Source organism: Dactylosporangium sp. CA-233914, assembly GCF_050942935.1.
Taxonomy (GTDB): Bacteria; Actinomycetota; Actinomycetes; order Mycobacteriales; family Micromonosporaceae; genus Dactylosporangium.
Window position 1 is genome coordinate 5,721,196 of sequence record NZ_CP192030.1, and the last position, 26,574, is coordinate 5,747,769.

Annotated in this window: 26 protein-coding genes; 13 read left to right on the forward strand and 13 right to left on the reverse strand. The window is 73.0% G+C overall.

The genetic code is table 11. The features are described from left to right. The first annotated feature begins 87 nt into the window (after positions 1-87). On the forward strand, positions 88-510 hold the full coding sequence (locus ACQPY0_RS25305) for a hypothetical protein (protein ID WP_432993362.1): 423 nt from the start codon (positions 88-90) through the stop codon (positions 508-510). A gap of 56 nt (positions 511-566) precedes the next feature. Here the strand turns inward: ACQPY0_RS25305 and ACQPY0_RS25310 are convergent, their stop codons facing one another. Beyond that, positions 567-968, reverse strand: a complete 402-nt coding sequence (locus tag ACQPY0_RS25310) for a hypothetical protein (protein WP_432993364.1) — start codon at positions 966-968, stop codon at positions 567-569. After that, positions 965-2,953 carry an Hsp70 family protein gene (locus ACQPY0_RS25315; RefSeq protein ID WP_432993366.1) on the reverse strand — a complete coding sequence of 663 codons (1,989 nt, stop codon included), beginning with the start codon at positions 2,951-2,953 and terminating at the stop codon, positions 965-967. The genes ACQPY0_RS25310 and ACQPY0_RS25315 overlap by 4 nt, the downstream gene beginning before the upstream one ends. Positions 2,954-3,085: 132 nt before the next feature. Here ACQPY0_RS25315 and ACQPY0_RS25320 point away from each other — a divergent pair, with 132 nt between their 5' ends. The 3 genes from ACQPY0_RS25320 to ACQPY0_RS25330 are packed head-to-tail and all read left to right on the forward strand — an operon-like array spanning position 3,086 to position 5,182. Then, positions 3,086-3,655 carry a TetR/AcrR family transcriptional regulator gene (locus ACQPY0_RS25320; protein ID WP_432993368.1) on the forward strand — a complete coding sequence of 190 codons (570 nt, stop codon included), beginning with the start codon at positions 3,086-3,088 and terminating at the stop codon, positions 3,653-3,655. Beyond that, positions 3,652-4,284, forward strand: coding sequence for a maleylpyruvate isomerase family mycothiol-dependent enzyme (locus ACQPY0_RS25325; protein ID WP_432993370.1), 633 nt, complete (start codon positions 3,652-3,654; stop codon positions 4,282-4,284). Before ACQPY0_RS25320 ends, ACQPY0_RS25325 begins: the two co-directional genes overlap by 4 nt. A gap of 13 nt (positions 4,285-4,297) precedes the next feature. Beyond that, a complete protein-coding gene (locus ACQPY0_RS25330; RefSeq protein WP_432993372.1) occupies positions 4,298-5,182 on the forward strand; it encodes an ABC transporter substrate-binding protein in 885 nt (294 codons plus the stop codon). 136 nt (positions 5,183-5,318) lie between these two features. Here ACQPY0_RS25330 and ACQPY0_RS25335 read toward each other — a convergent pair whose 3' ends face one another. Continuing rightward, positions 5,319-6,182 (reverse strand): CbtA family protein, encoded by an 864-nt coding sequence (locus ACQPY0_RS25335; protein ID WP_432993374.1) that lies wholly within the window; start codon positions 6,180-6,182, stop codon positions 5,319-5,321. Between the two features lie 9 nt (positions 6,183-6,191). Beyond that, positions 6,192-6,413, reverse strand: coding sequence for a CbtB domain-containing protein (locus tag ACQPY0_RS25340; RefSeq protein ID WP_432993376.1), 222 nt, complete (start codon positions 6,411-6,413; stop codon positions 6,192-6,194). 335 nt (positions 6,414-6,748) lie between these two features. Here ACQPY0_RS25340 and ACQPY0_RS25345 point away from each other — a divergent pair, with 335 nt between their 5' ends. Then, entirely contained in the window at positions 6,749-8,038 is a 1,290-nt protein-coding gene (locus tag ACQPY0_RS25345; RefSeq protein WP_432995390.1) for an IS256 family transposase, read from the forward strand. Positions 8,039-8,626: 588 nt separating this feature from the next. Here ACQPY0_RS25345 and ACQPY0_RS25350 read toward each other — a convergent pair. Continuing rightward, the gene (locus tag ACQPY0_RS25350) at positions 8,627-11,365 is read right to left on the reverse strand and encodes a DUF6493 family protein (protein ID WP_432993378.1); all 2,739 of its coding nucleotides are present in this window, start codon (positions 11,363-11,365) and stop codon (positions 8,627-8,629) included. Between the two features lie 184 nt (positions 11,366-11,549). After that, entirely contained in the window at positions 11,550-12,878 is a 1,329-nt protein-coding gene (locus tag ACQPY0_RS25355) for an SWIM zinc finger family protein (protein ID WP_432993380.1), read from the reverse strand. Positions 12,879-12,936: 58 nt separating this feature from the next. Between ACQPY0_RS25355 and ACQPY0_RS25360 the strand changes: the two genes are divergently transcribed. Beyond that, positions 12,937-13,818 carry an ADP-ribosylglycohydrolase family protein gene (locus ACQPY0_RS25360; RefSeq protein WP_432993382.1) on the forward strand — a complete coding sequence of 294 codons (882 nt, stop codon included), beginning with the start codon at positions 12,937-12,939 and terminating at the stop codon, positions 13,816-13,818. A 491-nt stretch (positions 13,819-14,309) separates the two neighbouring features. Here the strand turns inward: ACQPY0_RS25360 and ACQPY0_RS25365 are convergent, their stop codons facing one another. After that, positions 14,310-15,023, reverse strand: a complete 714-nt coding sequence (locus ACQPY0_RS25365; RefSeq protein WP_432993384.1) for an Ig domain-containing protein — start codon at positions 15,021-15,023, stop codon at positions 14,310-14,312. A gap of 385 nt (positions 15,024-15,408) precedes the next feature. Further along, positions 15,409-16,089: a TetR/AcrR family transcriptional regulator gene (locus tag ACQPY0_RS25370; RefSeq protein ID WP_432993386.1), complete on the reverse strand. Its 681-nt coding sequence runs from the start codon at positions 16,087-16,089 to the stop codon at positions 15,409-15,411. Between the two features lie 103 nt (positions 16,090-16,192). On the opposite strand from ACQPY0_RS25370, the gene ACQPY0_RS25375 reads away from it, so the two are divergent. Next, positions 16,193-17,155, forward strand: coding sequence for an NAD(P)-dependent alcohol dehydrogenase (locus ACQPY0_RS25375; protein WP_432993388.1), 963 nt, complete (start codon positions 16,193-16,195; stop codon positions 17,153-17,155). Positions 17,156-17,170: 15 nt separating this feature from the next. Here the strand turns inward: ACQPY0_RS25375 and ACQPY0_RS25380 are convergent, their stop codons facing one another. Continuing rightward, positions 17,171-17,632 carry a PPOX class F420-dependent oxidoreductase gene (locus tag ACQPY0_RS25380; RefSeq protein WP_432993390.1) on the reverse strand — a complete coding sequence of 154 codons (462 nt, stop codon included), beginning with the start codon at positions 17,630-17,632 and terminating at the stop codon, positions 17,171-17,173. Between the two features lie 18 nt (positions 17,633-17,650). Between ACQPY0_RS25380 and ACQPY0_RS25385 the strand changes: the two genes are divergently transcribed. Both ACQPY0_RS25385 and ACQPY0_RS25390 read left to right on the forward strand, forming a co-directional pair. Beyond that, positions 17,651-17,872 carry a PHP domain-containing protein gene (locus ACQPY0_RS25385; protein WP_432993392.1) on the forward strand — a complete coding sequence of 74 codons (222 nt, stop codon included), beginning with the start codon at positions 17,651-17,653 and terminating at the stop codon, positions 17,870-17,872. Positions 17,873-17,971: 99 nt separating this feature from the next. Beyond that, a complete protein-coding gene (locus ACQPY0_RS25390; protein WP_432993394.1) occupies positions 17,972-18,427 on the forward strand; it encodes a PHP-associated domain-containing protein in 456 nt (151 codons plus the stop codon). Between the two features lie 41 nt (positions 18,428-18,468). Here ACQPY0_RS25390 and glnII read toward each other — a convergent pair whose 3' ends face one another. From glnII to ACQPY0_RS25405, 3 genes are all read right to left on the reverse strand, one after another. Continuing rightward, entirely contained in the window at positions 18,469-19,470 is a 1,002-nt protein-coding gene (gene glnII / locus ACQPY0_RS25395) for a glutamine synthetase (protein WP_432993396.1), read from the reverse strand. 329 nt (positions 19,471-19,799) lie between these two features. Next, positions 19,800-20,825, reverse strand: coding sequence for a medium chain dehydrogenase/reductase family protein (locus ACQPY0_RS25400; RefSeq protein ID WP_432993398.1), 1,026 nt, complete (start codon positions 20,823-20,825; stop codon positions 19,800-19,802). A gap of 68 nt (positions 20,826-20,893) precedes the next feature. Further along, positions 20,894-21,439: a TetR family transcriptional regulator gene (locus ACQPY0_RS25405; RefSeq protein ID WP_432993400.1), complete on the reverse strand. Its 546-nt coding sequence runs from the start codon at positions 21,437-21,439 to the stop codon at positions 20,894-20,896. Between the two features lie 162 nt (positions 21,440-21,601). Here ACQPY0_RS25405 and ACQPY0_RS25410 point away from each other — a divergent pair, with 162 nt between their 5' ends. Next, positions 21,602-21,985: a hypothetical protein gene (locus ACQPY0_RS25410; protein WP_432993402.1), complete on the forward strand. Its 384-nt coding sequence runs from the start codon at positions 21,602-21,604 to the stop codon at positions 21,983-21,985. Here ACQPY0_RS25410 and ACQPY0_RS25415 read toward each other — a convergent pair. Then, a complete protein-coding gene (locus ACQPY0_RS25415) occupies positions 21,975-22,430 on the reverse strand; it encodes a pyridoxamine 5'-phosphate oxidase family protein (RefSeq protein ID WP_432993403.1) in 456 nt (151 codons plus the stop codon). The two genes, ACQPY0_RS25410 and ACQPY0_RS25415, sit on opposite strands and share 11 nt — an antisense overlap. Positions 22,431-22,485: 55 nt before the next feature. Between ACQPY0_RS25415 and ACQPY0_RS25420 the strand changes: the two genes are divergently transcribed. The 3 genes from ACQPY0_RS25420 to ACQPY0_RS25430 all read left to right on the forward strand — a co-directional run bounded on the left by ACQPY0_RS25420 (position 22,486) and on the right by ACQPY0_RS25430 (position 26,536). Continuing rightward, positions 22,486-23,004: a MauE/DoxX family redox-associated membrane protein gene (locus ACQPY0_RS25420; RefSeq protein WP_432993405.1), complete on the forward strand. Its 519-nt coding sequence runs from the start codon at positions 22,486-22,488 to the stop codon at positions 23,002-23,004. A 188-nt stretch (positions 23,005-23,192) separates the two neighbouring features. After that, a complete protein-coding gene (locus tag ACQPY0_RS25425; RefSeq protein ID WP_432993407.1) occupies positions 23,193-25,562 on the forward strand; it encodes a phosphoketolase family protein in 2,370 nt (789 codons plus the stop codon). Further along, complete coding sequence (locus tag ACQPY0_RS25430; protein ID WP_432993409.1) at positions 25,559-26,536, forward strand: Acg family FMN-binding oxidoreductase; 978 nt, start codon at positions 25,559-25,561, stop codon at positions 26,534-26,536. The genes ACQPY0_RS25425 and ACQPY0_RS25430 overlap by 4 nt, the downstream gene beginning before the upstream one ends. Positions 26,537-26,574: the final 38 nt, after the last annotated feature.

Here is a 26,574-nt window from a genome sequence, read left to right on the forward strand (position 1 = left end):
GTGGCACGTTTCCGGGATTCGACGGGTCCCGGACCCCCGTAACGTTTTCCTCAACAGCGACAACGACTTCCCAGGGGGATACGGACCATGAGCGACATCGACACTGGCTACGACGGCGGCCACGACGTGGACTACGGTCACTACGAGGCCGGCCAGGAGCACGCGGGCCTCGACCAGCTGCACCAGGCCCACGGCTCGGAGGCCGACTACAACAACCAGTACGGGGTGTACGAGAACGACCACCACGCCCAGGAGTCCACGGACTTCTCGCAGGGGCACCACGTCGAGTACGACCAGCCGGCGGCCGTGCACTTCGAGTCCGACGACTACACCAACTACTCGCACGACGCGTCGGTCGACGACCACGTGTTCGTGGCCGAGGGCTCGGAGAACGCGCACCAGGCCGAGTTCGGTGAGCTCGACGCCCTGCAGTCGCGCTTCGACTCGGCGTTCGCCGAGGGCACCCAGGTCCACGGTGGCGAGGGCCAGTTCGGCGTCGCGGCCAACTGACGTTCCATCACCCCTGGCTCAAGGCCGGTCACCCCTGGTGGCCGGCCTTCGCCGTGTCAGGGTTGCTTTGGCAGGCGGCGGCGGATCAGCAGCAGGGTGAGCACGCCGGCCAGGGACAGCGTTGTCACCGTCATGCCGGTGGCCGTGGCGGCCGGGCTCACCTCGTTCGCCGTTTCGCCGTTCAGCGTGGCGGGGACCCTCGCGCCCGGATCCTCGGCGACGGTTTCGGTGAAGGCGACCGCGTCGCGGCGGATCGAACCATCCGCCGACTCGAAGGCACCGGTGCACTCGTAACGGGGTTTGCGGGCGCCGAGGTCCTGGGCGCACGCCTGGACCGTGATCGTGCCGCGGCGGCCCGTCGCGTAGTGGACCAGATCGGTCACCACCGCGGCGCCGGCGCACAGGGCCAGGAGGGCCAGCAGGCCCGCCGTGGTGAGCAGCGCGCGGCGGCGGGTCATCGCCGCATGCCGTCCAGCGTCTTGGACAGTGCGGACTTCGCGGCGTCGACGGTCTTGTCGCGGATGTCGTCCTTCTCCTTCTGCGTCCAGGCGGCGCCGTCGTTGCGGTTGGCGATGAAGTACACGATCACGCGCACGTTGCTGTCGCGGACCGCGAGCGTGATCTGCAGCTTCTTCGCCGCGGAGTCGCCATTGTCCGAGGTCTCGTAGAGGACGGCCTCCTCGCCCAGGCCCGGCACCGCGGTGTTCGGGCCCGCGATCTTGGCGGTGTCGGCTTCGGACTTCTGGACGGAGGACGCGATCGACACGTCATTATATGCAGATGCGCTGAACGTGATGCTCGCCGTGCGCGACTTGCCGGCGTCGGTCAGGGCGTGGGAGCGGGTATAGCTGCAGCTGCTCTGGTTGACGGTCGCGTTCGGCACCCGCTGGGCGGCCGGCTTGGTGATCTCGCCCTCGAAGAGGTCGTAGTACATCGTCGCGTCGGTCTTCGTGCACTCGTTCTCGGGCAGCTTCGCCAGGTCGTACTTGCCGGGGTCGCCCGGGGACGGCCGGTTGCCGGTGCCACCGTTGGAGCCGGCCGTGGTCGGGTTCGAGCCGGGGTCCTGGTCGCCGAGGAAGTGCAGCGCGCCCGCGATGCCGGCGCCGATCACGAGCACCCCGGCGAGAACGACGGCGACGAGCACCAGCGGGGACAGGCCGCGCCGTGGCGGGGCGGGCGGGAACGGGGTGGGCATGACCGGGGGCTGGGGGTACACCGGCGGCTGAGCGAGTCCGGGGACCGGCGGGGAGACGGGGGACGGGGCGACCGAGGGGGCGGAGACCGGCGCGGCGGCGAACGCCCCGGTGACCGGGTAGGCGGCCGGGGACACCGGCACGCCCGAGGACGGGACCGCCGAGACCGGGGCGGTGATCGGTGCCGTGGCGGGCGCGGTCGCCGCGGCGGCGGTGGGCATGCGGTTGACGTGCAGCGCGCCCTCCGCCACCACCAGCTCGGGCTGCTCGGCGACGACCGGCGCGATGCCCAGGGACTCGTGCAGCATCGTGGCCACGAGCGGGATGCGGCTCGAACCGCCGACCAGGAACAGTCCGGCGATCGCGGCGGTGCCGACGCCGGACTCGTTGACCAGGGCGCGGGTCATGGAGATCGTGGAGCGCAGCACCGGGCGGGTCAGGCCCTCCAGCTGCTCGCGGCCGAGCGGCACCTCACGGCCCAGGGCCGGCACGCCGATCACGGTGTGGCTCGCGCGGGAGAGCATCTCCTTGGCCGAGCGCACGTCGTCCCACAGCTGGCGGCGCGTGGCCGGGGACGTCCACAGCTCGCCGTAGGTGGCCTGCAGGAAGGCGACGATCGCCGCGTCGACGTCGAGGCCGCCGACGTCGTTGAGCCCGTCGGAGGCGACCTGCTCGAAGCCGGTCGGGGTGCGGCGCAGCAGGGTGACGTCGCAGGTGCCGGCGCCGAGGTCGTACACCAGCACGCACGCGCCCACCGGCAGCCCGCCGCCGCGGGTGTGCGCGAAGTACGTGGCGGCCGCGGTGGGCTCGCCGACCAGCTCGATGCCCGCGAACCCGGCCCGGCGGGCGGCCTCGGTCAGCAGGGCGCGCCGGTTGGCGCCCCAGTTCGCGGGGTGGGTGAGCGCCACGTCCCGCACCGGGCCGGCGACCCGCCCGGCCTCCCGCGCCACCCGGCTCAGCACCGCCACCATGAGGTCGAGCACGCTCACCTCGGCGTCGCCGAGCAGCACGCTCGTGTCGTCGATGCGCCGCTTCGGGTTCGGCTCCAGCCGCTCGGGCGCGCTGCGGGCCAGGTGCGCCGCGTCGCGCCCGGTGTGCAGCTGCCCGTCGGGGCCCAGCAGCACGGCGGAGGACAGCAGCGGCGAGCCGTCGAAGAGCAGCGCCTGCACGCGCGCGTCGGGCCGCTGCAGCATCGCGATGGTGGTGGAGGTGCCGAAGTCGACCCCGAGGCGCAGGCGCGCAGCTGTCATGGTCGGCGAGGATAACAGTCCGCCACCTGTTGCAATGCCGGGTATCGGCCGTGCGACCGGCCGTACCGGAGCAACACCTCCGGTATGCGAACTACACTTGTAGTTCGCATACTACAGATGTAGTCTCGCGGTGTGGAGACCCGGCGGGAGCGGCTGCTCGACGCGGCCATCGAGGTGATCGGCGGCGGCGGGATCCGGGCGCTCACGCACCGGGCCGTCGACGCCGCGGCCGGGCTGCCCGCCGGGTCCGCGTCCAACGTGTTCCGCACCCGCGAGGTGCTCGTCGACGGGGTGGTCGAGCGGTTCGCCGAGCGCGAGCGGGTCAACTGGGAGCGGATCGCCGCGCAGGTACGGCCGGAGAGTCCCGAAGAGCTCGCCGAGGTGCTGACCCGCTTCGCGCACCTGAGCACGGGGCCGCAGCGGGCGGTCACGCTCGCGAGGTACGCCATCCTGATCGAGGCCGCCATCCGGCCGGCGCTGCGCGAGCAGCTGCTGGCCACCGGCGCCCGCGTCAACGCCTGGGCCACCGGCTGGGTGCGCGCGGCCGGCTCGCGCGACCCGGGCCGAGACGCCCCCGTCATCATGAACCACTGGACCGGCATCGTCCTGCACCAGCTGGCCATGCCCGACCCGGCGTTCGACCCGGCGGGCCAGCTGCGCACGCTCGTCGAGGCCGTGATCGCCGCGGAGGAGCCCCGATGAACCTCTGGTCCACGGTGGACGCCCAGCGCGCCGCCGTCGCCGACCTCCTCGACTCCCTCGAACCCGGCGACTGGCAGCAGCCGTCGCTGTGTGGGCGGTGGACGGTCCGCGAGGTCGCCGCCCACCTGACCCTGCAGCGGATGGGGCTGCGCGACATGCTCGCCCGCACGCCGATCATCCTGCGCGCGAAGGGCGACCTCGACCGGGCCGTCCACGACATGGCCGTCGCCCGCGCCCGGGAGGCCGGCGACGCCGAGCTGGTCGCGCTGATCCGAGCCTCGATCGGGTCCCGGCGGCCCAACCTCGGCGTCACGAGGTACGAAACCCTGACCGACATCCTCGTGCACACCCAGGACATCGCGATCCCGCTCGGGCGCACCGTCGCCATGCCCGCCGACGCAGCCGCCGCGGCCGCGACCCGCATGATGACCATGCACTGGCCGCGGCCGTTCCCGATCCGGCGGACCCTGCGGCACTACACCCTGCGCGCCACCGACACCGACTGGGGCACCGGCACCGGACCGCTCGTCGAGGGGCCGATGAGCGCGCTGCTGCTACTCGTCTGCGGCCGCCTGGTGGCGCTCGACCGGCTGCGCGGCGACGGGGTGGCGGCGCTGTCGGCGGGTTAGTTAGGGTCGATGCATGCGCCTGGTGTCACTGCTGCCCTCGGCGACCGAGATCGTCTACGCGCTCGGGCTCGGCGAGCGGCTCGTCGGGGTCACGTTCGAGTGCGACGAACCCGCCGAGGCCCGCCGGGACAAGGTCATCGTGGTCGGCGGCAAGGACACCCGGGGCATGAGACCCGGCGAGATCGACGCGTACGTGCGCGGGCAGTTCGCCGCCGGCGCCGACCTCTACACGCTGCACGCCGGGGCCCTCGCCGGCCTCGCCCCGGACCTCATCCTCACGCAGGACCTGTGCCGGGTCTGCGCGCTGCCGTCCGGGCACGTCGAGGAGGCCCTCGAGCACCTCGGCTGCCGCGCCGACGTGCTCTCGCTCGACCCGCACTCCCTCGACGACGTCCTCGGCACGATCCTCACCGTGGGCTCGCGCGCCGGGGTCGCCGAGCGGTCCGAGGCGCTCGTCGCGCGGCTGCGGGAGCGGCTGGACGCCGTCGCCGCGCGGGTCGCCGGCCGGCCCCGGCCGCGGGTGCTCGTCGTCGAGTGGGTCGACCCGCCGTTCAGCGCCGGGCACTGGGTGCCCGACCTCGTCGCCGCGGCCGGCGGGGAGCCGGTCGGGGCGCGGCCTCGGCAGCGGTCCGTGCCGACCGACTGGGGCACGCTCGCCGGCACCCGGCCGGACGTCGTGGTCGTCTCGCCGTGCGGATACCACCTCGACGGCGCCGCCGAGCAGGCCGCCCTCGTGGCCCCGCGGTTCCCCGGCGTGCCGGTCTGGGCGATCGACGCCGACGGCCTCGTGGTGCGTCCCGGCCCGCGGCTGGTCGACGGCGTCGAGGCGCTCGCCGCGCTGCTCCACCCCGGCGCCGCCGCCCCGCCGCCAGCCGGTTCCCTCCACCGGGTGGCCTGACCATCGAGGGTGTACTACCTGCGTTCCGCGGGCGGTTGCACAGGCGCGCCGATTCGTGGCGAGCGTCGGCTTCTGAGCTTTGCTGCGCAAACGGCGCGGCGGGTCGCCCCGCCGCGCCGTCTGGTGTGACTCGCTGTTACGCGGGCGTCGTCTCGCGGACCGGCTCGACGCGAACCGGGCGGTTGCCCAGCAGGCGCTCGGCCAGCGGCGCGAAGACCAGGCCGAGCACGGTCCACAGCAGCAGCTGCGCGCCGAGGGCGTAGAGCCGGAACTCGTACAGCAGGTCGGCGTCGAAGCCCGGGAACACGATGTTGCCGGCCTCGTTCTTCAGCGGCTGCGGCGTTTCGGTGGCGTGGCGGCCGTACTCGGCGACGTTCGAGGACAGCTCGCCGAAGTTCGGCAGCAGCGCCATGAGCACGCCGGTCGCCACAACGAACGCGGCCCCGGCGAGCAGGCTCGCGTTCCAGGTGCCGAAGCGTGCCCGGAGCCGCTGGCCGAGGATGACCGCCAGGATCATGAACAGCACCGATGCCAACACCATGATCAGGTAGTACGCGCTGCGCTGCCCGATCGTCTCCTCGTGCCCGACCGCGGGCGGGTTCGCCGGATACTTCAGGAACGGCACCCCGTAGATCGCCAGGAACCCGCCGCCGGCCAGCAGCAGCGCCAGCGTCCGCGGCCGCACGTTGCCGACCCGCCCGAGGCACACCGCGTAGGCGACCGCGAACAGGGCGCCCATCGCGAGGCCGAACGCGACCATCCCGATCCCGATGCCGATGTTGCCCTGGATCGTGCGGCTGAACAGCTCGTGCCCGTGCCCGTGCTCGCCGACGACGATCCCGGCGGCCCGGTCCAGCGCGTGCTGCGCCTCGTCCCGCCCCGACTCGTAGTCGATCGCGTCCTGGATGCGCGGCTCGGCGAAGATCCGCGCGAACACGAACGCGACCAGCCCCGCGACGATCCCGGCGATCGCCCCCCGGGCGATGATCCGCTTCTCCATCCGGTCCCCCTAGTGGCAGGGGAAGCCGAGGAAGTGGCGGCCGTCGTGCAGCAGCTCGTGCACGTGCAAGTCGTTGCCGAACACGGACACGGCACCCTGGTCGACCCCGACGAAGTAGTAGACGAGCACGGCGAGCGCCGCCGTGCCGACGAGCCAGACGAGCGAACGGGACAGCGGGATGACGACGGGCGTCGCGACGCTGCCGGTGGCGGGGTTGGACGACACGCTCACGTGGAGCCTCCTTCAGGGATCGAGCGTCCCTCTAGATGTGACGGCGGCCGACGTCGGAGGGTCTGACTCGCCACCACCCCAGGCGGGGCAGGCGGCTCACAGTGGCGCGACCGTGCCGGACTTGCACCGGCTTCCTGACGACGTCGTTCGCGCTGACGCTACGACCACGGAGCGCACACCGTCAATCGCAGAATCCCCGCAGTGCCCGGTTTCACGATTCCCGATCTGCCCCCGACGCCGACGGCCAGGTGCCCCTGATCAGGCGATATCGGTCACGGCATCGGGGACTGTAATTTAAACGGTGTAACTCGGACAAAGAGGACACCAGGATGACGATGACAGCGGTACCGAAGGGCGATGCGCCGGCGGCGGAGTCGGGGTTGGCCGATGTGGTCGACGACGCGTTGATCGCCCGACTGGCGGGGCAGGCCCGGACGCAGGGCGTGAGCCTGGTCGGTGAGGGCGGCCTGTTGCAGCAGTTGACGAAGCGGGTCCTGGAAGCCGCGCTCGAGGGCGAGATGGACTCGCATCTCGGCTCGGGCAAACACGAACGTGAGGGTCGCACGCCGGGTAACGCCCGCAACGGGCGGCGGACCAAGACGGTGCTGACCGAGGCCGGCCCGGTCGAGCTGGACGTGCCGCGGGACCGGGACGGGTCGTTCGCGCCGCAGATCGTGCGCAAGCGGCAGCGTCGACTGTCCGGTGTGGACGATCTGGTCATCTCCTTGACCGCGAAGGGATTGACGACCGGTGAGGTGTCGGCGCACCTGGCCGAGGTGTATGGCGCGAGCGTGTCGAAGGAGACGATCTCCACGATCACTGATCGGGTCCTGGACTCGATGGGTGAGTGGCAGTCCCGGCCCCTCGATCGGGTGTATCCGGTGGTGTTCATCGACGCCATTCAGGTGAAGATCCGTGATGGTCAGGTCGCGAACCGGCCGATCTATGTAGCGTTGGCCGTGACCGTGGACGGGCATCGGGACATCCTGGGTATGTGGGCCGGGGAGCACGGCGACGGTGAGGGCGCCAAGTTTTGGCTGCGGGTGTTGACCGACATCCGCAACCGCGGCACCCAGGACGTGTGCATCGTGGTGTGTGACGGGCTGAAGGGTCTGCCCGACGCGGTCGCCACGGTGTGGCCGAAGACGGTGGTGCAAACGTGCATCGTGCACCTGCTGCGTAACTCGTTCAAGTACGCCGCCCGTAAGGACTGGACCGCGATCGCTGCGGCGCTCAAGCCGGTCTACACCGCGCCCAGCGAGCAAGCCGCCCTGGATCGGTTCGCCGAGTTCGCCGCCGCCTGGGAGAAGAAGTACCCGGCGATCGTCCGGTTGTGGACCAACGCCTGGGCGGAGATGGTGCCGTTCCTGGCCTTCCACACCGACATCCGGTCGATCATCTGCACCACCAACGCCATCGAGAGCCTCAACTCCCGGTTCCGCCGGGCCGTGAACGCCCGCGGCCACTTCCCCAACGAGCAGGCCGCGATGAAGGTCCTCTACCTCACCATCATCAGCCTGGACCCCACCGGCCGCGGCCGGCAACGCTGGTCCAACCGCTGGAAAGCCGCACTCAACGCCTTCGACATCACCTTCGACGGACGCCTCTCCAACCCAGGCGCATAGACAACAATCAACGCTACAACTCGGACCTGAACAACATTTCCACCGTTAACTTGACAGGCCCGGCATCGGTGTGGCCGGCGGCCCATGGGTGACCAGGCGGGAGTAACTGCGGCGGGCGGTGAATGCGGCCAGGCGGGGAGCGTTGGTTGTGGCAGGGGCCGTGGTGGGTTGCGCGGGCGGGGTGAGGGTCTGCTCGGGTGGTGGGGGCGGGGTGTCGGCTGGGCGGCGGGCTTCGGTGATGAGGTGGGGTGGAGTTGCGGCGGGTGGCGAGTTCGGTCGGGCCGGGATTGTCGGTCGAGGTCAGGGCCGTGGTGGGTTGCGCGGTTGGGGTGGGTATCTGCGGGGCGGCGGCGTCCCGGGTGAGGCGCTCCGGGGTGAGGGTCTGCTCAGGTGGGGTCAGGTGTTGGCCAGGCGGCGGGCTTTGGTGATCAGGCGGGACGAGCTGCGGCGGGCGGCGAGTTCGGTCGGGCCGGGAACGTCGGTCGAGGTCAGGGCTGTGGCGGGTTGCTCGGCTGGGTGGGTATCTGCGGGGCGGTGGGTCCGGAGTGAGGGTCTGCGGGGCCGGTGGCGGCCGGGGTGAGGGTCTGCTCAGGTGGTGGGGGTCAGGGTGTTGGCCAGGCGGCGGGCTTCGGTGATCAGGCGGGAGGAGCCGCAGCGGGCGGCGAGTTCGGCCAGGCCGGGGATGTCTGTCACGGTCGGGGCCGTGGTGGGTTGCGCGGTCGGGGTGAGCATCTGTGGGGCGGTGGTGTCCGGGGGGAAGCTCTGCGGGGCGAGGGTCTGCGGGGCGGTGGGGGCCAGGGTGGTGGCGGCTGGGGTGGTGCTGGTCGGAGCGGTGGGGGTCACGGTGGTGCGGGGTGGGGTGGTGGCGGCCGGGATGCTGGGCGCGGTCTCGGTGGCCAGGGTCAGCAGGTCGGGGGTGCCGCGGGGTGGGGTTTTGGCCTTCAGCAGGGGTGGTAGGGCGGCGGTCAGCAGGCGGAACACGGTGTGTGGGGCGCCGGCGGTGGCGGCGTCGCGCAAGGGGTGGAGCGTGCGGGTCAGGGTTATGGCGCCGGTGGCTGCGAGGGTGCCCAGGTGGTGGCCGGCCGTTTCGGGGGCGAAGGAGTCGTCGGCGGTCAGGAGCAGCAGGGCGTCGACGGCGGCCAGGCGGTCCTGCTCGTGGCGGGCAGCCAGGGCGTAGGCGACGGCGATCGGCAGGGCCGGGCCGGGGTCGCCCGCTGTTTCGGCCAGCAGCGGGAGGACGGCGGCGCCGCCGCGCTGGTCCATGTCGGCGGTCGCGGCCACGTCGGGGAGGGCGAAGGCGGCGGCCAGGCCGCGGTGCCAGGGCAGCAGGCCGGGCCACAGCACGTGCCAGCCGCCGCTGCCGGGGCCGGGCGGTGGCGGCGTGGCGCCCAGCAGGCCGTGTGCGGCGCCGGGCGGCTCGACCGGCGCCGTGGTGACCTGGACGCGCACCGGCGGCAGGGTGTCGTGTTCGTAATCGCCGCGATGCTTGCGCGGGCGCCGGGCCACCGTCTCGACCTGCCAGGCCGGGGCCGGCAGGCCGCCGCCGCGCAGCCAGGCGGCGACGAGGGCACCGGCCGGGGTGCCGAGCGCCTCGGCACGGGCGGCGGCGGGCTCGTCGGGGCCGGGCGGCAGGCGCAGCAGGGCCTGGGTCAGGTCCCACGCCCACGGCTCGAGGTCGCCGAGGCCGGCGAGGCGGTCGAGCAGCACCGCCGTGTCGAGCGCGCCGCTGGCCCACGTCGGGGCGCTGACCAGCCCGGCCCGGGATCCGGCGCCGGTGCGGAGGTGGTGGCCGATCTCGGCGAGGCGGGCGCGCAGCAGGCGGTGGATCGCCGGCACCCGCGGGTCGGGGGTCGGCTCGCCCAGGGCGAGGAAGCGGCGGGCGGCGGTGAGCAGGGCCGCCCAGCCGGACAGCTGCCGCGGCGCGTGCTCGGGGTCGGTGGCGGTCAGCAGCACCCCGGTGAAGGTGCCGCACAGGCAGCACGGGTCCCAGCCGTGGTCGGCCATGCCCTCGCGGTGGCGGTTCAGGACCGGCAGCAGGGCTGCCCGCAGCGCCGCGCCGTCGCTGGCGGTGAGCCGGACGACGGCGTCGAGGATGCGCTCCATGGGCAGCAGCGCGGAGAACGGGCGGTCGCTGTAGAAGGCGGCGACCTCCTCGGCCAACTCGTCGGCGTCCTCGATCGGCGCGGGCGCCGGGGCGACCGGCGTGCGGGGCGGCAGGGCGACGGCGGCCGGGGGCGCTGCGGCGGCGGCGACCGGGGCGCCGTGCTTGGCCAGCAGGGCGGTGGCGCGGTCGCGGATGTCCACCGCCTCGTGCGTCGTGGCCTCGGCGATCACGGCGGCGATGCCGGCCGTGCGGGCCGGATGCCGGCGGGTCAGGGCGTCGAGCCAGGCGAGCTGGGCGCGGACCAGGGCCTTGTCCGGGCGCCGCAGGACCGCGGCCGAGGCCTCCAGGATCGCCTCCAGCTCCAGGTCCGGGGCGGTGCGCAGGGACCTCTGGGCCGCTGTGGCCACCGACACCGGGGCGTCGGACAGCAGGCGCAGGTAGTCGCCGGCGTGCCCCGACACCTCGTCCGGCCGCGGGGCCAGGGCGGTGAGCAGGGTCAGGTAACCGCGCTGGGCGTTGGGGCGCCCGCCGCGCAGCAGGCGGGACAGGGTGGCGGCGATCAGGGCCGCGCGGTCCAGGCGGGACTCGCCGGCCAGCTCGGCGAGGGCCTCGATCAGGGCCAGCTTCCCGCCCGGGCGGCCCGTCTCCCAGAACACCAGGCGCTCGCCGGCACCCTCGACCGTGAACAGGTGCGGGAGCAGGTCGTCGAGGAACGGGTCGCGGCGCAGGCGTTCGGCGAGCGGGCGGGAGCGCTCGCGCTGCTCGACCGGGAAGTTCAGGTGCCCCAGCCAGCCCAGCACGAACCAGTCGCCGGTCGGCGGGGGTGTGCCGGTGGCGGTCAGCAGCTCGGCGGCCAGCTGCCACAGCCGGTCGTCGGGGTCGGTGGGGCGGCGGTCGGTCAGGCGGGTGACGAGCTCCGGCAGCCAGGTGACCCCGCGGCCGGCGGCGGTGGCCACCATCGCCGCGGCGGTGTCGCGGGCCGGGGTCATCCAGCGGTTCTTCAGGATGGCGGCGGCCGCGGCCGGCGACGGTGCGGTGCCGATCGTGGCCACGGCCAGGGCGGTCGCGCCCGCGTAGTGCCAGTGGTGGTGCCGGCGGCCCTTCACGAACGCCGCCAGCTCCTTCGCCGCCGCCCGGCGCCCCGGCTCGTCCAGGGCCGCGACCGCGGCGGCGACGTCGTTGACCTTGCCGTCCGCGACCAGGGCGAGGTCGAGGCCGGTCATGCGTCCTCCGCTTCGCTCCGGCCGCATGCCATCCGAACTGAGCCCATGATGACCGGCCTCCTCCGCCCAGTCCGGCTCGATGAGGCTTCGCGGGGATCGACCCGGACAAGGCGCCGCCCAGTCCGGCTCGATGAGGCTTCGCGGGGATCGACCCGGACAAGGCGCCGCTTCGCTCCGGAACCGGTCATGCGCCGGCCCCTGCGGTGATCGTGACGGCGAGGGCGTGCTTGCACGGGCCGCGGGTGCCGCGGTGCTTTCCCCACCAGGGGCAGGTGCACGTCAGGGTATCGTCCGGCAGGCGGCGGACCCGGTAGGTTTCCTCGCCGCTGTGGACCGTGGCCGTGGTGGGGGAGTCGAGCACGACGGCGCCGGCCTCGGCCAGGGCCCGGGCCCCGGCCAGGCGGGGGTTGTCGCGCTCGGCGCGGGCGGCGTCGTAGGGCATGACCCGGTGGAAATACGCCGCCTCGCCCACGTCGTAGCCGACCCGGCCCGCGGTGCCGAGCTGGGCCAGGGCGGCCCGGACCCGCGCGGGTGGCAGACCGGCGGCATCCGACAGCGCTCCGACGTCGATCGCCGGGTCCCAGGACAGCAGGGCGCTGACCAGGTCGGCGTCGTCGGTGACCTCGTCGGCGGCCAGGGCCGTCAGGGCGGCGCCCTCCCCGGAGAAGCCCCGGTGCGGCTCCGGCGACAGGGTCAGCGTCAGCCGCAGGGCGCCCGTCGTCAGCTCCCAGGCGCTCGCCACGGGGGGCGAGCCGGCGGTGACCGGCGGGCCGTAGACACGCAGGGCGGTGGCGTGGCGCAGCAGCCCGTTGAGGGCGGCCAGCCGCCCGGCGCCGGCCAGGCAGACCGCGCCGGGGACCGGGCGCGAGGTCAGGCGCAGGGAGGGGCCTGCCGGGACCGCCCACAGCACCGAGCGGTCGCCCGCACCCGGCAGCCGGCGCAGGAACGCGGCCGCCTGCGCCGATGGCAGCTCGGCGCGCAGGTCGAACGCGGAGGACAGGACGTGGACCTCGGCGAAGCCGCGTAGCCAGCGCGGCGGGAGCGGGACCTTCTTCTCCACGACCGTGCCGGTCGGCGTCGAGGCGGTCAGGGCGTCGGGGCCGACGCGCAGGTGCAGCGGGTCGAGGCCGGCGATGCGGGCCAGCGCCTCGCGCAGCGGCGGGTTGACGTCGACGTTGGTGGTGCCGTGGGCCAGCAGCTCGCCGTCCAGGGCCTCCGGCAGGGCGTCGAGGCGGGCGTAGACGCCGCAGCAGCCGGAGAACGACTCGAAGCGCAGGCGGTCGGTGCCGGCGGTGACGACCGGGTCGAGGCTCGCCGGGTCGCGGGGCTGGAAGTAGCGGGTGCGGGCCACGTCGGCGACGGCGAGCAGGCCGGCCGCGGCGGCCGGGGGCGTGGTGAGGAATCCGGTGAAGAAGCTCGGGTTGGGCGACGGGCCGCCGCTGGTCTGCAGCGCGACCCCGGACGCGCCGGCGGTCGACGGGGCCAGATACCGAAACTCCTGCACAACGTTCACGCCCGCAGGCTAGCGGCCGGGTACGACATTTTTTCAACAGCTAAGATCCCGGGTACACATGACCGACATCGGACGCTGCAGTGACAGCCTGGACGGGCTGAGCGTGGGCGACGCGCTGGGGGCGCAGTTCTTCGTTCCCGGCACGCGACTTGAGGACCTTCTCGACGGCACGGCCCCGGCGGGGTCGTGGCCGTGGACCGACGACACCGAGATGGCGTGCACGCTCGTTGGGCAGCTGCGCCGCCACGGCACCATCGACCAGGACCGGCTGGCCAAGGCGTTCGCCGAGCGCTTCGAGCCCTATCGGGGATACGGCGGCGGCGCCGTCGTCGTGCTGCACCGCATCCGCGACGGAGAGCCGTGGCGGGACGTGGCCCGCGACGCGTTCGGCGGCGAGGGCTCGATGGGCAACGGCGCCGCCATGCGGGTCGCGCCGCTCGGGGCCTTCCACGCCGGCGACTCGCGCGCCGCCGCGCTGGAGGCGATGCGCTCCGCCGAGGTCACGCACGCCCACGCGGAGGGCATCCTCGGGGCGGTCGCCGTCGCGGTGGCCGCGGCCGAGGCCGGCTGGGCGCGGCTGGTGCACAACCGGCCGGCGCCGGCGGAGCTGCTCGACGCGGTCGCCGCGTACCTCGTCGACGGCCGGGTCCTCGACGGAGTCCGGCGGGCGCGGCGGCTGCTGCGGGCGAGCGTCGCCGAGGCCGCGTACGAGCTCGGCAACGGCTCCCAGGTCCTCGCCCAGGACACGGTGCCGTTCGCGCTGTGGGTGGCGGCGACCCGCCTCGGCGACTATCCGGCCGCGATCCGCGCCTGCATCGAGGCCGGCGGCGACGTCGACACCACGGGCGCGATCGTGGGCGGGATCGTCGCCGCGTACACCGGCGTCGAGGGCATCCCGCCGGCCTGGCTGGCCCAGCGCGAGCCGTTAGCCGACCAGTAGGGCTTTGTTACGTCGGTTTGGCGTGGAATGGCGAAATCCGTTTCGGATGTCGTGCTGGGGAACACCGGGACGCGCTTCACCAGTTCGGGCTTGCCGCGTCGCCCCCGGGACCGGCCACCGAACGTGACGAGCTGCGCGTGGCGTTCCCGGCCCTCCGGTGCTCGGCGGCAGGTCCGGCGTGGCGACCAGGCGGATGTAGTTGCCGAGCACGTGCTCGATCGGCTGGACGTATCCGCTGTGGAACGACGGGGACTACGCGACGATCCGCGACCTGATCGGCAAGGGCATCGACACCACGACGTGCGGCCCGGCAGGGCCGCACGACGGGGTATGCACAGCAGCGCGACGAACCGGCCGGTGCGGCCGTCCTCGGCTGTGGGTTGCTCCTCTCCAACCCGCAGCGAGCGGGGTTGGAGAAGGGGACTGGCCCGGGACCGCAGACGATACGCGCCGTCTCCTTGCTGACAGAGCTTTCCCGCAGGGGCAGCTGATCAGCAGTGCGGGCAGGTTTCTTGTCTGACGCGCCAGCTGAAGGTGGTACTTCCCTGTCCGCCTCCGTCGGCCGTGACCGTGACGGTGTAGCTTCCTATCTGGCGGACTAAGCCGCTGATCAGGCCGGTCGAGGGGTGGATGGCCAGCCCAGGAGGCAAGCCGGTCGCCGACCAGGTGTACGACCCGCTCCCGCCGGTGGCCCGCATCTGCAGCGCCACGCTGTCCAGCTTGAGCATGCTCTGGGTGCCCGGGTTGGTGACCGTCACTGCCCCGCTCGGCGGGGGCGTGGGAATATCCGGTGGCGGGCAGGTCAGCGATACCGGCTGAGACTCTGTCGTTCTGGTGATGAACTCCGGAGACCCCGAAAGGTATTGGACTGTGGCGGTCGCTCGACCCGAGTAGTGGCCCGACTCGCAGAGCGTGCCCGGGTTGGCGACGCCAAGACCGAACAGGGGGGTCACGGTGGAGTTCTGCCAAACCTCTGTACGGCCGTTCACTGTTTGGCCGGGGCCGCCGACCAGCCCGTGATAGAGCAACTCCACGGTGAGGTCGATGCGACGCACTGGACCGTCGCACTGGACCGTCGCGGTGTAGTTGACGGTCTTGGAGTCAGTCTTGCTCGGCGGGCTGTCCGGCGAGACGTACCAACAGTTGTGGCCGTCGGGAACCGCGGCGGATGCCGGTGTGGCGAAGCCCAGGGATGCGATGGACATGGCAGCCGCTGCCATGCTCAGCAGTAGGCGGGATCTGTTGCGATGCAATAGTTTTACATACATCGATGCATGTTCGCACGGAGAAGTCGGAGTCGGCAATGGCCGAGCCTTCGGGGCTCCGTTGACCCGGACCGGGAGGGGCCGGGGCCTGCACGATCGGGCCGAGTGGTCTGGACCTGCACCCAGCGCAGCGTCAAGGAATTCGAAGACGACGTCAACGCCTGGATCGCGGCGTGGAACGAAGACCCGAAACCCTTTGTGTGGACCAAAACCGCCGAACTGCACTCGAATCAATAAAGCTTTCAATGACTCCGGACACGAGGGCCTGTTGCGAAAGTGGAGTTGCCGTCCGAAGGGCGTGCCATGCGGCAGGCGCCGCTCTGCGTCAGGCTCTGGAGGGCCGCTGTCCCGGGGAACTGTCGGCCGCGAGCGGGAGACTGCGCAGCGACAGAGTGCTCGGCGGAGGTAGGGCCCCGTGAGCCGCCTCAGCGCGGAACGACTGGAGCAGGTACGCCACCAGGCGCCGGGACGCAGCACTGTCACGCGGCAGCGCGGTGACCAGACCGCAGTGGGACAACAGGGCCACGGCGAGGTCAGAAGGGTGGAAGTCGGCCCGCAACGCGCCCGCTGCCTGGGCTCTGCGGACCAGGGTCAGGAGGTCCCGCTCGGCCCGTTCTCGGGCCTGCGCGTGTTCCGCCGTGCTGTCCGGGAAGGCTGCGACGAACGCGGCCGGAAACCCCTGTTCCTCCCGCTGAAGCTCGCAGGCCGTCTCGACCAGGCGCTGGAAGCCCCGCCAGGGGTCGGGGTCGGCCAGCGCCTCGGTGAGCGCTCGGGCGCAGGTCTCCATCTGCTGCGCGAACGCGGCCCGCACCAGCGCATCCCGGGTCGGAAAACGCCGGTACAGCGTCGCTACGCCGACCCCGGCCCGTCGGGCCACGGTCGCCATGGGCGCGTCGATCCCGCGCTCGGCGAAGACCGCGCGGGCGGAGACGAGGATGCGCTCCTGGTTGCGCCGGGCGTCGGCCCGCAGCCTGGCCGGGCCCGCGATCCGAGAGGATTCCGCCACCACTGTTTCTCACCTCCGGTCCAACCGGACGATGTCGTCCATTTAGAGCCTACGCTCGGGGCCAGATCCCCCCGCACGGCCACTGGTGGCGAAGGTGAGAACGATGGACGACCGCATGATGAGAGCAGTACTTTTCGACCGCTTCGGCGGCCCCGAGGTGCTGTACGTGGGCCGGGTACCACGCCCCGAACCGGCGCCCGGCGAGGTACTCGTGCGGGTACGCGCGTTCAGCATCAACAGCAGCGAACTGGCGGCCCGCTCCGGCAGCCTCCGTCTCGTCACCGGACGGAAGTTCCCGCAGCGCGTCGGGTTGGACCTCACCGGCGAGGTCGCCGCACTCGGCGCCGGTGTGACGGACTTCGCGGTCGGCGACCGTGTGTGGGGCATCGTGGGCCGTACCGGATTCGGCAGCGCCGCCGAGTACGTGACAGTCCGCGCCGAGCGGCTCGGCCGGGTCCCGGACGGACTGGATCTGGCGGCAGCCGCCGCACTGCCGGTGGCAACCACGGCCATCACGGCGCTGCGCGACAAGGCCAGGCTGCGCCCCGGCGAACGACTGCTCGTACGCGGCGCTGCGGGCGGCGTCGGCAACGCCGCCGTCCAGCTCGGACAGGCCTATGGTGCCGAGGTGACGGCCCTGGCCCGCGCCACCAACCTTGACTTCGTCCGCACGCTCGGCGCCCACCACGCCATCGACCACCGGACCGTCCCGCCGAGGGAACTGGGCCGATTCGACGTGGTCCTCGACACCGCGGGCACCGACCTGCGGGCCTTCCGGCGCCTGCTGACACCCGGCGGACGCATGGTCACCATCGCCTTCGACTCGGCACGGCCCGCCGCCTCACTCGGCTACATCGCCGCCAGCGCCGTACACGGAGGCGGCCGGGTGCGCTTCTTCAGCGGCAACCCCAAGCGGGCACTCTTCGACGACCTCGCCCGCCAGGTGGCGGAGGGTGGACTGCGCCCTGCAGTGGACAGGTGCTTCTCGTTGGAGGAGACAGCGCAGGCACACCGGGCGCTGGAGGCGGGCGGGGTGCGGGGCAAGTACGTGGTCAGGGTCGACTAAACCAATGCAGCACGGTCACGCCAGGCGGGCCGGGAAGCCGCCGGTGGCCACCGGGCCCCAGCGCTCGATCGTGACGCGGATCAGCGACTTGCCCTGCTCGTGCATGGCCCGGCGATACTCGTCCCAGTCCGGGTGCTCGCCGGAGATGCAGCGGAAGTACTCCACGAGCGGCTCCAGCGCCTCCGGCAGGTCCAGTACCTCGGCCGAGCCGTCCACCTGGACCCAGGCGTCGTTCCACTCGTCGGACAGGACCAGCATCGACACCCGCGGGTCGCGGCGCAGGTTGGTCACCTTGGCCCGCTCCGGATAGGTCGACACGACGATCCGCCCCTCGGTGTCGACCCCGCATGTCACCGGCGAGGCCTGCGGGCGGCCGTCGGCGCGGCTGGTGATGATGATCCCGTGATGCCGCTTGCCCAGGAACTGCACGAGGGCGGCCCGGTCGACCCGGTCGTTCGTCGCGATTTTGCGAGCCATGCCCTCGAACCTACCCGCATGCGGGGCTGGTACCGCGGCGACTGTCACGTGCACTCCGCCCGCTCCACCGGTGCAGCGCTCACGCCGGAGCAGGTCGTCGCCGAGGCCCGGGCGGCCGGGCTCGACTTCATCGCCGTCACCGAGCACAACACCGAGGACACGTACGAGGCGTTCCGTGCCGCGGCCGGGGACCTGCTCGTGATCCGGGGACAGGAGCACACCACGCCCGACGGGCACTGACTCGGGCTCGAGGGCGGGGTCCGGATCGCCGCGCACCCGTTCGCGCCCTATCCGACCGGCACGCTGCGCCGGCCCTGGGACGACTTCGAACTCGTCGAGGTGTGGAACGGGCGGTGGGCCGGCGACCTGCCGTGGAACGCCGACAACGAGGCCGCCCTCACCCGGTGGCGGGAGCGGCTCGCCGCCGGGCGGTGGATGCCCGCGGTCGGGTCGAGCGACGCGCACCTCGCCGGGCAGATCGGGGTGCCGCACACCGTCGTGTTCGCCGAGGCGCTGACCGTGGAGGCGGTCCTCGCCGGGCTGCGGGGCGGGCGGAGCTGGATCGCCGGGGGAGCCGGGATCGAGGTGGACGTCGTCGTCGAGGCCGGGGGAAAGGTCGCCGGGGCCGGGCAGCGGCTGGTGACCGGCGGGGCGCCGGTGTGCGTGCGGGTGCGGGTCCGCGGGGTGGCCGAGCCCGATGTCCGGGTGCATGGCGGGGCGCTGACCTGGGTCGAGGTACGCCATCCGGGCGGCGCGGTGGCGGCGCTCACCAATCCCGTTTTCGTCGTGGACTGAATCGCACCGCCACGCGCGTAGCACCCCACCCCAGCGGTACGTCAGCCGGCCAGCGCGCCGCAGCAGGTCTCGATGATGAGGCGGGTGGTCACGTACGGGTCGCAGTTCGCGTTCGGACGGCGGTCCTCGATGTACCCCTTGCCGTCCACCTTGACCTGCCAGGGGATGCGGACCGAGGCGGCCCGGTCGGAGACACCGTAGCTGTAGACGTTCCACGGCGCGGTCTCGTGCATGCCGGTCAGGCGGTGCTCGATCTCGGCGCCGTAGCCGGCGATGTGCTCCGAGACCCGCTTGCCGAGCGCCTCGCAGGCGGTGATGATCGCGTCGTAGTTGTCGCGCATCGCGTTGGTGGAGAAGTTGGTGTGCGCGCCGGCGCCGTTCCAGTCGCCCTTGACCGGCTTCGGGTCGAGGGTGGCGGCGACACCGAAGTCCTCGGCGATGCGGTACAGCAGCCAGCGGGCGATCCACAGCTCGTCGGCGACCTGCGGCGCGCCGACCGGCCCGATCTGGAACTCCCACTGGCCGGGCATGACCTCGGCGTTGATGCCGGACAGGTGCAAGCCGGCGGCCAGGCACAGGTCCATGTGCTTCTCGACGACGTCGCGGCCGTAGACCTCGTCCGCGCCGACGCCGCAGTAGTACCCGCCCTGCGGAGCGGGGAAGCCGATGGGCGGGAAGCCATACGGCCGGCCGTCCTTGAAGAACGTGTACTCCTGCTCGATGCCGAAGATCGCCTCCTGGTCGGCGTACGCCGCCGCGACCTCGGTGCAGGCGGCCCGGGTGTTCGTCGGGTGCGGCGCCATGTCGATGGTGAGCACCTCGCACAGGACCAGCACGTCGTCCCCGCCACGGATCGGGTCCGGACAGGTGAACACCGGCTTCAGCACGCAGTCGGACTTGTCGCCGGGCGCCTGGTTGGTGCTCGACCCGTCGAAGCTCCACAGCGGAAGCTCGGCGCCGTCGGCGACGATCTTCGTCTTGGAGCGAAGCTTCGCGGTCGGACGGGTGCCGTCGATCCAGATGTACTCGGCCTTGAACGCCATATCTGGTGTCTCCCTCATGGACTCGTGGACGCCGGTGGCGCCGGCCGGAGCACCGGGACGAACGAGCGGTTGCAGCCGGTTGGCCGGAACGAGGCGGGCCGGCGAACTGCGGAGCGCTACCGATGCGCCCGCGATGCGTCATCGCGGCGGTGGGCAGCCGGACGACCTTGGCACGGCGATCACGATTTTACACACCGCGCCGTCTGCGCGTTGACCTGGCGTGGATGGGCGACGACGGGGCGAGCGGCTGGGCTCAGGCTGCCGGCCGGGCCGGGCGGTGATGTCCGCGGACATCACCGCCCGGCGGTCGTCGGAACGGCTGAACGTGATCAGGGGACGAGGACGACCTTGCCGGCGACGGTGCCGGACTCGGCCAGGCGCACGGCCTGCGCGGCCGAGCGCAGCGGGATGCGGGCGGCGACCTGCGCGCTCAGCGACCCGTCGGCGAGCAGCGCGAACACCCGCGTGAGGTCCTCGCGCAGCCGGGCCTGGAACGCGGCGCGGTTGCGGCGACCGGCCCACAGGTTGTAGAAGCCGGCGCGGCGGCCGTTGGGCAGCAGGTTCCACCACGCCAGGCGCGCGAACAGGGCGAGGACGGGCAGGCGGGCGTTGCCGGCGTCGTCGCGGGTGGCGGCCGTACCGTACGACACCAGCGCCCCGCCGCGCCGCACGAGCCGCCAGGACTCGACGATCCCGGCGCCGCCGACGTGGTCGAACACGCCGTCGTAGCCGTCCGGGGCCAGGGCGCGGGCCTTGGCGTGCAGCTGCGGGTCGCGGTAGTCCAGCGGCTCGGCCCCGAGTGCCCGCACGGCGTCGTGGTGGCGCGGCGAGGCGGTGCCGACGACCCGGATGCCGGCGTGCCGGGCGAGCTGGACGAGCGTGGAGCCGACGCCGCCGTTGGCGCCGAGGACCAGGATCGTGCCGCCCCGGCGGACCTTCGCCATGCGGTGCAGCATCTGCCACGCGGTCACCCCGTTGACGACGACCGTCTCGGCGCCGGCCGGGTCGACGCCCTCCGGAACCGCCACCAGGTCGCCCGCGTCGACGAGCGCCGCGGTGGCCCAGCCGCCGGTCTTGGTCACCGCCGCGACCCGGGCGCCGACCAGGGCCGGGTCGGTGCGTGGCCCGACCCGTTCGACGCGGCCGACGAGGTCGTAGCCGGGGACGAAGGGGAACGGGGGCTGGTCGTAGTACCTGCCGCGGCGCATCTGCTGCTCGGCGAACGACACACCGGTGGCCTCGACGCGGACCAGGGCCTGGCCGGGGCCGGGCGCGGGCAGCTCGCGGTCGCGGATGCGCAGGCCGTCGGGCTCGACGACGCCGGGCAGGACGATCTCGGTGGTGTGGAGGCTCATGACGTACACCTTCCTTGTATGTATGTGTGCACTCACTTACATCTGCGGCCACGGAAAAGCCGCGCGGGTCACGGCACGTGATACATGCCGGCGGTGATGGCGCCGGCCCAGGACTCCTCGACGCGGTCGAGCCCGGCGGTGACGATCAGGTGGCACAGCTGCCCGTAGGCGATGAAGTGCTGGATCGCCCGGTCATCGGCGCCCGCGGTGGTGCGCAGGAACGCGACGAGGCGCCGGAAGCCGGCCCGCACCGCGGCCCCGACCTCGGGGATGTCGGCGACGCTCTGGGCGTGGACCTGCAGCATGAGCAGGTCACGGTCGGCGATGAGCTCGGCGTAGCGGTCGCCGATGTGCTCCAGCAGCTTCTCCGGGTCGCGGTCGGGCGCCTGCTCGGCGGCCGTCTCCATGGTGGTGATGATCCGCTCGTAGCAGCTCTCGACGGCGGCGACGAACAGGCCGAGCTTGCCGGCGAACAGGCGCAGCGCATACGCCTCCGAGATCCCGGCGGCCGCCGCCACGGCCGTGACCGGCGTCGCGTGGAACCCGTTGCGGGCGAACACGGAGACGGCCGCGTCCAGCAGTGCGGCCCGGCGGGCCTCGGCGGTGCTTCTCATGTAAGTCAGTACACACAAACAAACTCCGGCTGTCAAGCGCTACGGTACGGTCTGCCGGGGCGCGCATCGACCGGTGGCTGGAGGCGTTCGCGCCGGTCAGCGCGGCCGCCCTGGCGCCGCCGGCCGACCCGGCGGCGGTCGCGGCGGCGGACCTGCCGGCCGATGCTGCCCGAGGGGGAGCTGCTGTCCCTGCTCGAGTTCCGCGCGATCCGGATGGAGGTCGCCGCGGACGTCGACGGGTTCGCCGTGCACCCGTGGCAGTCCGAGCCGTGGATGCCGTTCCAGCCCGCGACCGGCATCGACCTGCGCCCGGGCCGATATCACGGCCGGGTCGGGATCGCGCCGAACTCCGACGGCGCCGACTTCTGCCAGGCGTGGCCGTCGCTGGGCGCCTACCTGACCGCGGTCGCCGGCTCGCTGGAGCGCGGCACCGCCGCCGGGGTCTGGAAACCGTTCCTGCCCGGCGACGGCGAGCTGTGGTGGTCGGCCCCGGACGACCTGGAGGTCAACGGCGAGCCGCTGCGGCCCGCGCCGGCTACAGCGTGACCGCGGTGCGGGCGTCGCGGGGCAGCGTCGGGTCGAGGACCCAGGTCGCATCGACGCTCGCGCGGTACAGCCGGAACGGGCCGCCGTCGGCGGTGGACTCCGGGGCGAAGGCGGACGCGCCCTTGGCCAGGCAGCCGCGGTTGTAGGCGTCCAGGGCCGCCGGGTCGGCCGCGGTGTCGACGGCCCCGGCGCGGGCGGTCAGGTAGACGGCCTTGGCGGCGCCGATCGGCACCTGCGAGTCGTAGACGACCAGGCTCACGCGGGGCCGGGCGGCGACGTTGCGGGAGTGGCGGGTGGCCGGATCGGACAGCCAGTACAGGGTGGCGTATCCGTCCAGCGCGTAGAACACCGGCGAGACCCACGGCTCGCCGCTCGCGTCGGCGGTTCCGAGCACGACGTACCGGTTCTCGTCGAGCATCTCGCGTGCGTATGCCTGCAGATCCACCGGGCGAGCCTACCGCGGATAGGCTTGCCTCGATCGAATGACGGGGAGGCGGCGGATGGGATACGTGGAGATCGCGGCCCGGCTGCTGGTCGGGACCGTGTTCGTGGTGGCGCTGGCCGGGAAGGTGAGCTCCGGGCGGGCGTACCACGCCTTCGCCGCCTCGCTGCGCCAGATGCGGGTGCTGCCCGAGCGGGCCGTGCCGGCCGCGACCGCCGGGTCTGTCGCCGCCGAGGTCGCCGTGGTCGTACTGCTGGCGCTGCCGCTTCGGTGGGCGGCCGCGGCCGGGTTCGTCGTCGCGGCCGGGCTGTTCGCGGTCTTCGCCGCGGCGATCGCGGCCAGCCTGCGCGGCGGGAACCGGGCGCCGTGCCGGTGCTTCGGCGCGTCGAGCACGCCGCTGGGGCGCGGGCACATCGTGCGCAACGCGGTCCTGATCGCGATCGCGCTGGCCGGGCTGGTCGCCGCGGCCGGGGGCGGGGCGATCGAGCCGGCGGGGGCGTTCGTGGCCGGCGGGGCGGGGCTCGTGGCGGGGATTCTCGTCACGGCGTACGACGACCTGGCAGCGCTTCTCAGCTGACGGCCGCCACGTCCCGGGGTGTGACGGGAACCACTCCGGACGCCTTCTTCGCCGGTCAGCGGTGGGCGCCAAGGGTCCACCGGCCACGTCGCACCGGAGGTCCCGGCCGGTTCAGGACCTCCGGCACTATGTTCCGGGTTACGTTGCAGGCACCGTGGGACTGAAGGCCGCGATGACGGGAGAGGGTCATGACACAGCGCCTGCGTGCCGAGATCGGCGACGTGGAGATCGCGCAGCTGGACGCCTGGTGGCGGGCGAACAACTACCTCACGATCGGTCAGATCTACCTGCAGGGCAATCCGCTGCTGCGGCGCGGCCTCGAGGCCGATGACATCAAGCCGCGGCTGCTCGGGCACTGGGGGACCAGCCCGGGTCTTTCGTTCGTCTACGCGCACGTGTCGCGCCTGATCAAGCTGACCGGGCAGCGCTCGATCTACCTCGCCGGCCCCGGGCACGGCGGCCCGGCGCTGGTCGCGGCCGGCTACCTGGAGGGCACCTACAGCGAGGTGTACCCGGCGGTGTCGCAGGACGAGGAGGGCATACTGCGGCTGTTCCGGCAGTTCTCCGCGCCCGGCGGCATCCCCAGCCACGTGTCGGTGACCACCCCCGGCTCCATCCACGAGGGCGGCGAGCTCGGCTACGTGCTCGTCCACGCCTTCGGCGCCGTCATGGACAACCCGGACCTGCTCGCCATCGCCGTCGTCGGCGACGGCGAGGCCGAGACCGGCCCGCTCGAAGGCTCCTGGAAGGGCATCTCCTTCCTCAACCCGGCCCGCGACGGTGCCGTGCTGCCGATCCTGCACCTCAACGGCGCGAAGATCGCCGGTCCGACCGTGCTGGCCCGCAAGGACCCGGCCGAGGTCCGCTCGCTGCTTGCCGGCCACGGCTACGACGTCATCGAGATCGAGGGCGCCGACCTGCCCGGCATGCACCACCGCTTCGCGGCGGTGCTGGCCGAGGCCTGGAACAAGATCCGGGACATCCAGGAGGCCGCGCGCGGCGGTGACTGGGACGGCTCCCGGCCGCGGTGGCCGCTCATCGTCATGCGTACCCCGAAGGGCTGGACCGGCCCCGAGCAGGTCGACGGCGTCCAGGTGACCGGGACGTGGCGCTCGCACCAGGTACCCCTCGCCGGGGTCAAGGAGAACCCCGAGCACCTCAAGCTGCTGGAGGCCTGGCTGCGCTCCTACCGGCCCGAGGAGCTCTTCGACGAAACCGGCGCGCCGGTGGCGGCCATCCGCGAGGTCGCGCCCGAGGGCGAGCTGCGCATGAGTGCCAGCCCGCACGCCAACGGCGGCCTGCTCACGCGGGACCTCGACATCCCCGACTTCCGCAAGTACGCCGTCGACGTCGCCCAGCCCGGCACCGAACGCGCCGAGTCCACGCGGCGCCTCGGGGAGCTGCTGCGCGACCTGTACCGCGACAACCCCGACCGCTTCCGCCTCTTCTGCCCCGACGAGACCAACAGCAACCGGCTCGGCGCCGTCTTCGAGGTCTCCGACCGGGCGTTCGCCGAGCACGTCACCGACGCCGACGTGGCGATCGGGCGCGACGGGCGCGTCATGGAGGTGCTGTCGGAGCACAACTGCCACGGATGGCTGGAGGGGTACACCCTCACGGGCCGCCACGGCATGTTCGCCACCTACGAGGCGTTCGCGATGGTCTCGGCCTCGCAGACGGTGCAGCACGGCAAGTGGCTGCAGGAGGCCAAGCGCCTGCCCTGGCGGGCCAAGGTCCCGAGCCTCAACGTCCTGCTCACCTCCACCGCGTGGCGCAACGACCACAACGGCTTCAGCCACCAGGGCCCCGGCCTGATCCAGGTGGTGCTGACCCAGCGCGGCGACGTCGCCCGGGTCTACCTGCCGCCGGACGCCAACTGCCTGCTGTCGGTCGCCGACCACTGCCTGAAGTCCCGCTCGTACATCAACCTCATCGTCATCGACAAGCAGCCGCAGCTGCAGTGGCTGTCGATGGACGCGGCCGCCGAGCACTGCGCCCGCGGCGCCGGCATCTGGCAGTGGGCCGGCACCGACGACGGCACCACCGACCCCGACATCGTCCTGGCCTGCGCCGGCGACGTGGTCACCATGGAGACCGTCGCGGCCGCGCAGATCCTGCGGGAGCAGCTGCCGAAGTTCCGTGTGCGGGTCGTCAACGTCGTGGACCTCATGACCCTGCCGCGGCGCAAGGACCACCCGCACGGGATGAGCGAGACCCAGTTCACGGAGCTGTTCACCGACACCGTCGACGTGGTGTTCGCCTTCCACGGCTACCCGGGCGCCATCCACCAGCTGGTGCACGGCCGCCCGGACGCGGACCGCTTCCGGGTGCGCGGCTTCGTCGAGGAGGGCACGACCACGACCCCGTTCGACATGACCGTGCGCAACCGGGTCTCCCGCTATCACCTCGTCATGGACGCCATCAACAACGCCAAGCGGCTCCCGCCCGGCGCCACCGAGCTCAAGCAGTGGTGCGAGCGTAAACTGGCGGAGCACGAGACGTACGTCGTGGAGCACCTCGAGGACATGCCCGACGTGCGGGACTGGAGCATGTCTTGACCACCGCCACCGAAGCCCTCGCCGCCGCGGCGGACGCCGCCCGGCTGGCGCCGTCCGTGCACAACACCCAGCCGTGGCGCTGGGTGGTGCGCGGCGAGCGGATGGAGCTCTTCGCCGTGCCCGACCGGCAGCTGCGCGAGCAGGACCCGGACGGCCGGCTGATGATCCTGTCCTGCGGCGCGGCCCTGCACCACGCGCTGGTGGCGCTGGCCGCGTCCGGCTGGACGGGCCGGGTGGAGCGGCTCGCCGGTGCTGACTCGCCGGCGGACGCGCCCCTGGCCGTCGTGCACGCGGAGGGGCATCACCCCGCGGATCCGCACGACATGCACCGCCTGCAGCTGCTGCGGGTCCGGCGCACCGACCGGCGCGTGGTCAGCGAGGAGCCGGTGGCGCCCGAGGCCCTGGAGGCCCTGGCCGCCAGCGCCCGCCGGGCCGGCGCCCGCCTGCACGTGCTCGACCGCGACCAGGTGCTGCAGCTGGCGGTGATGATCGAGCACTCGGGCGAGGCGCAGCAGCACGACGAGCGGATGAGGGACGAGACCGCGGACTGGGTCGGCGGCGAGCGCCCGGAGGGCACCGGCATCCCGGACACCGCCCTGCCGGCCGAGACCCCGCGCACGACGGTCGCCGAGCGCAACTTCGGCATCCCCGGCAGCCTCGCCGCCGGGGAGGGCCACGACACCGCCGCCAACTACGCGATTCTGTACGGCGACGGCGACGAACGCCCCGACTGGCTGGCCGCGGGCGAGGCCCTGAGCGAGCTGTGGCTGACCGCGACGGCCCGCGGCGCGGCCGTGCTGCCGCTGAGCAGCCCGGTCGAGGTGGTCTTCACCCGCAGCGCGCTGCGCCGGATGCTGGGCGACACGGGCTGGCCGTATCTGGTGCTGCGCCTCGGCACCGCGGACCCCGACCACGCCGGCCCGCCGCACACGCCGCGCCTGCCGGCCGAGGTGGTCATCGAGGTCACCGCCTGACGCTGCGCCGACGTCCGGATCCCGCCCGCGGGCAGGAT

Bases quoted from the DNA above. Each gene is read 5' to 3' on its own strand.
- ACQPY0_RS25305 (WP_432993362.1), top strand. From the start codon at position 88: ATGAGCGACATCGACACTGGCTACGACGGCGGCCACGACGTGGACTAC.
- ACQPY0_RS25310 (WP_432993364.1), bottom strand. From the start codon at position 968: ATGACCCGCCGCCGCGCGCTGCTCACCACGGCGGGCCTGCTGGCCCTC.
- ACQPY0_RS25315 (WP_432993366.1), bottom strand. From the start codon at position 2,953: ATGACAGCTGCGCGCCTGCGCCTCGGGGTCGACTTCGGCACCTCCACC.
- ACQPY0_RS25325 (WP_432993370.1), top strand. From the start codon at position 3,652: ATGAACCTCTGGTCCACGGTGGACGCCCAGCGCGCCGCCGTCGCCGAC.
- ACQPY0_RS25330 (WP_432993372.1), top strand. From the start codon at position 4,298: ATGCGCCTGGTGTCACTGCTGCCCTCGGCGACCGAGATCGTCTACGCG.
- ACQPY0_RS25335 (WP_432993374.1), bottom strand. From the start codon at position 6,182: ATGGAGAAGCGGATCATCGCCCGGGGGGCGATCGCCGGGATCGTCGCG.
- ACQPY0_RS25345 (WP_432995390.1), top strand. From the start codon at position 6,749: ATGACAGCGGTACCGAAGGGCGATGCGCCGGCGGCGGAGTCGGGGTTG.
- ACQPY0_RS25350 (WP_432993378.1), bottom strand. From the start codon at position 11,365: ATGACCGGCCTCGACCTCGCCCTGGTCGCGGACGGCAAGGTCAACGAC.
- ACQPY0_RS25360 (WP_432993382.1), top strand. From the start codon at position 12,937: ATGACCGACATCGGACGCTGCAGTGACAGCCTGGACGGGCTGAGCGTG.
- ACQPY0_RS25365 (WP_432993384.1), bottom strand. From the start codon at position 15,023: ATGTCCATCGCATCCCTGGGCTTCGCCACACCGGCATCCGCCGCGGTT.
- ACQPY0_RS25375 (WP_432993388.1), top strand. From the start codon at position 16,193: ATGGACGACCGCATGATGAGAGCAGTACTTTTCGACCGCTTCGGCGGC.
- ACQPY0_RS25380 (WP_432993390.1), bottom strand. From the start codon at position 17,632: ATGGCTCGCAAAATCGCGACGAACGACCGGGTCGACCGGGCCGCCCTC.
- ACQPY0_RS25385 (WP_432993392.1), top strand. From the start codon at position 17,651: ATGCGGGGCTGGTACCGCGGCGACTGTCACGTGCACTCCGCCCGCTCC.
- glnII (WP_432993396.1), bottom strand. From the start codon at position 19,470: ATGGCGTTCAAGGCCGAGTACATCTGGATCGACGGCACCCGTCCGACC.
- ACQPY0_RS25400 (WP_432993398.1), bottom strand. From the start codon at position 20,825: ATGAGCCTCCACACCACCGAGATCGTCCTGCCCGGCGTCGTCGAGCCC.
- ACQPY0_RS25405 (WP_432993400.1), bottom strand. From the start codon at position 21,439: ATGAGAAGCACCGCCGAGGCCCGCCGGGCCGCACTGCTGGACGCGGCC.
- ACQPY0_RS25410 (WP_432993402.1), top strand. From the start codon at position 21,602: ATGCTGCCCGAGGGGGAGCTGCTGTCCCTGCTCGAGTTCCGCGCGATC.
- ACQPY0_RS25420 (WP_432993405.1), top strand. From the start codon at position 22,486: ATGGGATACGTGGAGATCGCGGCCCGGCTGCTGGTCGGGACCGTGTTC.
- ACQPY0_RS25425 (WP_432993407.1), top strand. From the start codon at position 23,193: ATGACACAGCGCCTGCGTGCCGAGATCGGCGACGTGGAGATCGCGCAG.